We start from the raw sequence: 7451 nt of genomic DNA, 5'->3' as shown, positions 1-7451 counted from the left end.
AAGGCCGCGAGCGGAGATTCGAAGAGCACCCTCTATTGCTCTTTCTGCGGCAAGAGCCAGCACGAAGTCCGCAAGCTGATCGCCGGGCCGACCGTGTTCATCTGCGATGAATGCGTCGAGCTGTGCATGGATATCATCCGCGAGGAGCACAAGATCTCCTTCGTGAAGTCGAAGGACGGCGTCCCGACTCCGAAGGAAATCCGCGAAGTCCTCGACGACTACGTGATCGGCCAGGACCACGCCAAGAAGGTCCTCTCGGTCGCGGTCCACAACCACTACAAGCGCCTGAATCACGCGACGAAGAACAACGACGTCGAACTGGGTAAGGCTAACATCCTGCTGATCGGCCCGACCGGCACCGGCAAGACGCTGCTGGCCCAGACGTTGGCGCGGATCATCGACGTGCCGTTCACCGTCGCCGACGCGACGACCCTGACCGAGGCCGGCTACGTCGGCGAGGATGTCGAAAACATCATCCTGAAGCTGCTGCAGGCCGCCGACTACAACGTCGAGCGGGCGCAGCGCGGCATCGTCTACATCGACGAAGTCGATAAGATCAGCCGGAAGTCGGACAACCCCTCGATCACCCGCGACGTGTCGGGCGAAGGCGTCCAGCAGGCGCTGCTGAAGATCATGGAAGGCACCGTCGCCTCCGTGCCGCCGCAGGGCGGGCGCAAGCATCCGCAGCAGGAATTCCTGCAGGTCGACACCACCAACATCCTGTTCATCTGCGGCGGCGCCTTCGCGGGTCTGGAGAAGATCATCTCCGCGCGCGGCCAGGGCACCTCGATCGGCTTTGGTGCGAAGGTCTCGGATCCCGACGACCGCCGCACCGGCGAGATCTTCCGTCAGGTCGAGCCGGACGATCTGCTGCGTTTCGGCCTGATCCCCGAGTTCATCGGCCGCCTGCCGGTGCTCGCGACGCTCGACGATCTCGACGAAAAGGCGCTGGTCAAGATCCTCACCGAGCCGAAGAACGCCTTCGTCAAGCAGTACGTGCGGCTGTTCGACATGGAGAATGTCGGCCTGACCTTCACCGACGATGCCCTGAACGCGGTGGCCCGCAAGGCCATCCAGCGCAAGACCGGCGCGCGCGGCCTGCGCTCGATCCTCGAAGGCGTGCTGCTCGACACCATGTACGAGCTGCCGACCTACGACGGCGTCGAGGAGGTGGTGGTCAACCAGGAGGTTATTGAGGGCCGCGCCCAGCCTCTGATCATCTACGCCGAACGCCGCGACAAGGGCGGCGCGGCCTAACCCGATCTCTCCGGAGAATTCAGGCCCCGCGGGCGACTGCGGGGCCTTTTTCGTTGGCGGTTGGGTTCGCGCCCTGGGCGTGGCGGCCTTCCGGGGCAACTTGCTGAAAGGCCGGGCGATTCCCATCTGTGCTTGCGGCAAGGCATGTCCTTGCGCGAACGGCCCAGTTTTCCCCAGCCAAGCTAAGTCTGTGGACAGTGTGGGGCGCAGTGTCGCGCAACGATGTTGCTCCGCTTGCGCCGGCTCGGAAACGGGCCAAATAAACTTTCAAGGCCCGCCGTAGCCCGGCGGGGGATCGTCCGACTGGGGCGCCTCGCCTCGAGTGACCGCGATCCGAACGGTCCAGCCGGCGCCTAACCGGCGGGCCAGGAGTTGAATGCATCATGTCCGAGATCAAGGTTCTGCCCATTCTGCCGCTGCGGGACATCGTGGTCTTCCCGCACCAGCCGGTCCCGCTGTTCGTGGGCCGCGAGAAATCGGTGCGCGCGCTCGAAGAGGCGATGCGCAACGAGGGCAAGGAAATCCTTCTGGCGACCCAGAAGGACAAGGACGACGACGATCCGGCCCCCGATGCCATCTATGACGTCGGCGTCGTCGCCACCGTGCTGCAACTGCTGAAGCTTCCCGACGGCACCGTGAAGGTGCTGGTCGAGGGCCGGGCTCGCGCCGGCATCACCCGTTTTACCGCTCAGCCCGATTACTACGAAGCCGAGATCGCCTTCGTGCAGGAAGACGGCGCCGGCGCTCCGGAGGCCGAGGCCCTCTCGCGCGCCGTGGTCGAGCAGTTCGAAAACTATGTGAAGCTCAACAAGAAGGTCCCGCCGGAAGCGCTGGCCGCGATCCCGCAGATCGAGAACCCGGGCGAACTGGCCGACCGCATCGCCAGCCATCTGTCGGTGAAGATCAGCGAAAAGCAGCAGCTGCTCGAGGTCTTCAATGTCGTGAAGCGCCTGGAGCGGGTCTACGCCCTGATGGAGGGCGAGATCTCGGTCATGCAGACCGAGAAGAAGATCCGCAACCGCGTGAAGCGTCAGATGGAGAAGACGCAGCGCGAGTACTATCTGAACGAGCAGATGAAGGCGATCCAGCGCGAGCTGGGCGAGCAGGACGACCAGCGCGACGAGTTGCTGGAGCTCGAGAAGCGCATCAAGAAGACCAAGCTGTCCAAGGAAGCCCGCACCAAGGCCGAGGCGGAGCTGAAGAAGCTGCGCAACATGAGCCCGATGTCGGCCGAAAGCACGGTCGTCCGGAACTATCTGGACTGGCTGCTCTCGATCCCGTGGGGCAAGGCCAAGCAGAAGCCGATCGACCTGCAGCGCGCCGAAGACATCCTCAACGAGGACCACTACGGCCTGGACAAGGTCAAGGAACGGATCCTGGAGTACCTGGCGGTCCAGAGCCGCGTCGGCGCGCTGAAGGGGCCGATCCTGTGCCTCGTCGGTCCGCCTGGCGTCGGCAAGACCTCGCTCGGCAAGTCCATCGCCAAGGCCACGGCTCGCGAGTTCGTTCGGGTTTCCCTGGGCGGCGTGCGCGACGAGGCCGAGATCCGCGGCCACCGCCGGACCTACATCGGCTCCATGCCGGGCAAGATCATCCAATCGATGAAGAAGGCCAAGTCCACCAACGCCTTCTTCCTGCTCGACGAGATCGACAAGATGGGCGCCGACTGGCGGGGCGATCCGTCGTCGGCCCTGCTCGAGGTGCTGGACCCGTCGCAGAACACCACCTTCGCCGACCACTACCTGGAGGTGGACTACGACCTGTCGCCGGTGATGTTCGTCACCACGGCCAACAGCCTCAACATGCCCCAGCCTTTGCTGGACCGCATGGAGATCATCCGCATCCCCGGCTACACCGAGGACGAGAAGATGGAGATCGCCAAGCGGCACGTGCTGCCGAAGCTGACCAAGGACCATGGCCTGAGGCCGGAAGAGTTCGTGGTGCCGGACGCGGCGATCCGTGACCTGATCCGCTACTACACGCGGGAGGCCGGCGTCCGATCGCTCGAGCGGGAGCTGGGCAACCTGGCGCGTAAGACGGTCCGCGACCTCGGCCGCGAAGGCGTCGCCTCGATCATCATCGACGACGAGCGCCTGGCCAAGTACGCGGGCGTCCGCAAGTACCGCTACGGCGAGACCGACGCGGAGGACCAGGTCGGCATCATCACCGGGCTCGCCTACACCGAGTTCGGCGGCGACATCCTCACCATCGAGGCGGTCAAGATGCCGGGCAAGGGCCGCATGTCCATCACGGGCAACCTGAAGGACGTGATGAAGGAGTCCATCCAGGCGGCGAACTCCTACGTTCGCAGTCGCGCGACCCGCTTCGGCATCGAACCGCCGAAGTTCGAGCGCACGGACGTCCACATCCACGTGCCCGATGGCGCGACGCCCAAGGACGGCCCCTCGGCCGGCGCGGCGATGGCCACCGCCATCGTCTCGGTGCTGACCGGCATCCCGATCCGCAAGGACATCGCCATGACCGGCGAAGTCACGCTGCGCGGCCGGGTGACCGCCATCGGCGGCCTGAAGGAGAAGCTGCTGGCGGCCCTGCGTTCCGGGGTGAAGATCGTCCTGATCCCGACCGAGAACGAGAAGGATCTGGCGGATATCCCGGCCAACGTGAAGGCCGGCATGGAGATCATTCCGGTCTCGACCATGGACGAGGTGTTGAGCCACGCCCTGATCCGCCAGCCGGTTCCGATCGAATGGTCCGAAGAGGACGCCCCGCCGGTCGTGGCGGTGGACGACGCGGACACGGAGAACGTCCTCGCCCACTAGTCTGGGTGAGCACGCGACAAGGGAACGGCGCGGGAGCGATCCTGCGCCGTTTTCCGTTGCGGCGGGCCATGTGCTCGACTATCTCAGCCGCCTCTTCGGGGAGTAGCCGTCCGCTTCAGCGGAGCCTTGCGTCAACAGACTTGCCTCGACTTACGGGGCATGGCGCAGGCGGCGGGTCTTCAAGGCCCGGATTGGCGAGACCGACGATGCGCGCCGGGCGACTTGGGCCTGCCGGGCGCGGCGTCGTCGATGCTCGCACACGGCCCGGGAGTTCAAGCGTTGGAAGCCTTCCTCACGTCCACCGGCGTCGTCGCCATCGCCGAGATCGGCGATAAGACCCAGCTTCTGGCCATCGTCCTTGCGGCCCGGTTCCGGAAGCCGATCCCCATCCTGCTGGGCATCCTCACGGCCACCCTGCTGAACCATGCCGCAGCCGCTTGGCTCGGCGTGCTTGTCGCCCAGTGGCTGGAAGGCTCGATCTTCCAGGCCGTGGTCGGCGCCGCCTTCATCGCCATGGCCGCCTGGGCGCTGATCCCGGACAAGGAGGATGAAGCGGCGGGGGCCAAGACCCACGGCGGGGTTTTCCTGACGACCCTGATCGCCTTCTTCCTGGTCGAGATCGGCGACAAGACTCAGATCGCCACGTCGCTGCTCGCGGCGCGGTTTGGTGATGTCGTCGTGGTCACGGCCGGCACCACGCTTGGCATGATGCTGGCCAATGCCCCGGCCGTCTTCCTCGGCGAGGCCGCCACGAAACTCGTGCCGCTGAAGATCGTCCGCATGATCGCCGCCGGCATCTTCGCCGTCATCGGCGCGTGGGTTCTCTTGGCGGCTGTGGTCTAGCCGGATAGGAAGCCTGCGACGGGCGGCTAGCTCAGCTGGTTAGAGCATCTCGTTTACACCGAGAGGGTCGGGGGTTCGAATCCCTCGCCGCCCACCAACCTTCGCGCCGGCGCACGCGGCCAGCGGCAGGGAGACCGTCGCATGCGCTACCGCACCCTTGGGCGCACCGGCCTGACCGTCTCGGAGATCGGGTTCGGGTGCGCCAGCTATTGGGGCAAGCCCGCGTTCGACGAGGCGGCCGCCGTCCGGCTCGTCCATGAAGCGATCGAGCGCGGCGTCACCATGTTCGACACCGGCGCGAGCTACGCCCGTGGCGAGGCCGAGCTGCGTCTGGGCCGCGCTCTGAAGGGCCGCGACGCTTCAGGCCTGGTCGTCTCGACCAAAGCCGGCAGCTTCCACGCTGGGAATGGGCGCATCGGCCGCGACCACTCGCCGGCGGCGATAACAGCCAGCGCCGAACGCTCGTTGCGCAACCTCGGCCTCGACGTCTTGCCGGTCCTCCAGTTGCACGGACCAGCCATCGCCGAACTCACCGACGATCTGATCGCCGCCCTGCTGGATCTGAAGGGCAGGGGGCTGGTGCGGGCGCTCGGTCTCAACAGCTTCGATCCTGCGGTCGTCGAACACGCCGTCACCTTGCCGGCCTTCGATGTGGTGATGGTCGACTACAACGTCCTGCGCCCCGAGCGGGAGCCGCTGATCGCGCGCGCCGCCGCGGCGGGGGTGGGCGTGCTGGCCGGCATGCCCTTGGCCATGGGGCACACGGGACTGAAGGTGGCGAACATCCGCGGCATGCAAGACCTCTGGTACGCCGCGCGCGGCTTGGCCCGGCACCGGCGCGAGGTCCGTGACGGGGCCCGGTTCCGCTTCCTTCATGGGCGGCCCGACATTACCGGATCGCAGGCGGCGCTCGCCTATGTGCTGGAAAATCCGGGCGTCGCCAGCGCGGTGCTCGGCACCACCCGTTTGGCGCACCTGCGCGAGAACCTCGCGGCGTCGGGAATGATGCTCCCCGCCGACGTCGCGGCTCGTATCCGGACGGCTCAGGCGGCTATTGGTAGCCGACGGTGACCCCGTATTCGCCGGTATAGACCCCGGCCGTCGCGTTGCTGGGCGCCTGCACCGTGGCGCCGAGGCCGAACCGGGTGGTCGAAGGCACGCCCGGTCGACCGGGCAGGGCGCCGCCGGTCTGGCTCGGCTTCAGTTTGAGCTGGACTTCCTCGGTCCCGCCGTTGCGGGTGAGGGTAACCGAATGCGGCGCCGAGATGCTGTAGGATTCGCCGCCCAGGCCGCTGACTGCGTAACCGGCGTTGCCCGTAGTGGTCCGAGCGCCGCGGGCCGCGGCGATGGTTCCGAGGGCGAGTTCTGATTCCTGCCGCACCTGCACGGGGTCGAGGACCGTGACCGAGGCGCGGCTCGGCGCGCTCGCCTGGCCCTGCGCGCAGACTTGGCCGGCCGCGGCCAGCACGGCGATCGTCACGGCGGTCGCGGCGAGGGATCTCAAGGTCATCGGCGCGGACCCTAACCCGCCACAAGTTAAGATCGCAATGATACGCATTGGCGCAACCTTGGCCGTTGACGCGGCGTTGGCGTCTCGATGCGCTTGCTCACGTTGACCCTCGGCCTGGCGCTCTGCGCCTGCGCCAGCACGCCGCCCCTCGACCGGCCAGCCGCGGTTCTCCACTGCGAGAACGGTGAGACCGTTGAGGCCGGCTACGCGGGGAACATCGCGGTCGTCCGCTATAAGAACCGCCGCCACGAGATGCGCGTCGCGATGTCCGCGAGCGGCGCGCGCTATATCGGCGACGGCATGCAGTGGTGGACCAAGGGCTTCGACCAGGGGACCATCGCGCCTCTCCCGCCCGGCGAGACCATCGCCACAGAAGGCCTCGTCACCTGTAAGGCTGGTCCGCCGCCACCGGGGCCGACACCCGACAGTTAGGCCTGCGAGCGTCGCGGCGTACGCCCCTACTAGGTTTAATTGCCGGCTTGGTGTGATCACCGGTGCTGAGCGCTGATCTCGCGATCGACATCCCCGGTGAGGTGGCGACGAGGCCCGTCGATACGTGCGCGAGGGCTCGCTCCTCATGAAACTGGCGAGTTTCGGCTTCGCGCTGGTCACCTGGCCGCTGGGCATCGCGCCGAGCGACGCCGTAGCCGGCTTTTTCCGTAACGGCTGAATGGGCGTCGACCCTCCTTTGGTCGAATTGACCGCAGGGCCGGCGAGGGGCCCACTGAGCCCGAGTTCACGGTTGGCCGTTGAACCCATCGCGCGTTCCCCTCTGTAGCGCCACCAAAGACTCTTGGTCCCGGCGCCTGCGCGTCGGGACTTTTTTGTCATGCGGACAGGCCGGGGCGGGCGCGATGGCGCCTTGGACATCCTAGCGATTTCAGGAAGTAAATGGCGCGAGTGACGGGGCTCGAACCCGCGACCTCCGGCGTGACAGGCCGGCGCTCTAACCAACTGAGCTACACCCGCGTAGGCCTTGCGGCCGGCGAAGGCGGCCCTGATAGGTGCGGACCGGAATCGTGTCAACGGCAGAGTGTCGGCCGGACGAATTTGGCGCGTTT

6 protein-coding genes and 2 tRNA genes are annotated in these 7451 nt (G+C 66.6%); 6 read left to right on the top strand and 2 right to left on the bottom strand.

The features are described 5' to 3' along the window. The 5 genes from clpX to ACILRF_RS13045 form a co-directional block, all read left to right on the top strand. On the top strand, positions 1–1257 hold a 1257-nt coding region (gene clpX, locus ACILRF_RS13065; protein ID WP_395673570.1), incomplete at its 5' end, for an ATP-dependent Clp protease ATP-binding subunit ClpX. Between the two features lie 383 nt (positions 1258–1640). Continuing rightward, on the top strand, positions 1641–4037 hold the full coding sequence (lon, locus tag ACILRF_RS13060) for an endopeptidase La (RefSeq protein ID WP_395673569.1): 2397 nt from the start codon (positions 1641–1643) through the stop codon (positions 4035–4037). Positions 4038–4316: 279 nt separating this feature from the next. Beyond that, positions 4317–4880: a TMEM165/GDT1 family protein gene (locus tag ACILRF_RS13055; protein ID WP_395673566.1), complete on the top strand. Its 564-nt coding sequence runs from the start codon at positions 4317–4319 to the stop codon at positions 4878–4880. Between the two features lie 20 nt (positions 4881–4900). Next, positions 4901–4977 (top strand) — tRNA-Val (locus tag ACILRF_RS13050). Between the two features lie 44 nt (positions 4978–5021). Then, on the top strand, positions 5022–5951 hold the full coding sequence (locus ACILRF_RS13045) for an aldo/keto reductase (RefSeq protein ID WP_395673564.1): 930 nt from the start codon (positions 5022–5024) through the stop codon (positions 5949–5951). Here the strand turns inward: ACILRF_RS13045 and ACILRF_RS13040 are convergent. Then, positions 5932–6390: a DUF4402 domain-containing protein gene (locus tag ACILRF_RS13040; RefSeq protein ID WP_395673562.1), complete on the bottom strand. Its 459-nt coding sequence runs from the start codon at positions 6388–6390 to the stop codon at positions 5932–5934. The two genes, ACILRF_RS13045 and ACILRF_RS13040, sit on opposite strands and share 20 nt — an antisense overlap. Positions 6391–6477: 87 nt before the next feature. Between ACILRF_RS13040 and ACILRF_RS13035 the strand changes: the two genes are divergently transcribed. After that, positions 6478–6822 (top strand): MliC family protein, encoded by a 345-nt coding sequence (locus ACILRF_RS13035; protein ID WP_395673560.1) that lies wholly within the window; start codon positions 6478–6480, stop codon positions 6820–6822. Positions 6823–7282: 460 nt separating this feature from the next. Here the strand turns inward: ACILRF_RS13035 and ACILRF_RS13030 are convergent. Next, positions 7283–7359: transfer RNA gene (locus tag ACILRF_RS13030), tRNA-Asp, on the bottom strand. Positions 7360–7451: the final 92 nt, after the last annotated feature.

It is taken from the genome of Phenylobacterium sp., assembly GCF_044236515.1.
Classification (GTDB): Bacteria; Pseudomonadota; Alphaproteobacteria; order Caulobacterales; family Caulobacteraceae; genus Phenylobacterium.
Note: the sequence above shows the minus strand (reverse complement) of the source record. Positions and strands in the feature narration are given on the sequence as shown.

Excerpts from the sequence above, each read along its gene's own strand:
- lon (WP_395673569.1), top strand. The coding sequence starts at position 1,641 with ATGTCCGAGATCAAGGTTCTGCCCATTCTGCCGCTGCGGGACATCGTG.
- ACILRF_RS13045 (WP_395673564.1), top strand. The coding sequence starts at position 5,022 with ATGCGCTACCGCACCCTTGGGCGCACCGGCCTGACCGTCTCGGAGATC.
- ACILRF_RS13040 (WP_395673562.1), bottom strand. The coding sequence starts at position 6,390 with ATGACCTTGAGATCCCTCGCCGCGACCGCCGTGACGATCGCCGTGCTG.
- ACILRF_RS13035 (WP_395673560.1), top strand. The coding sequence starts at position 6,478 with ATGCGCTTGCTCACGTTGACCCTCGGCCTGGCGCTCTGCGCCTGCGCC.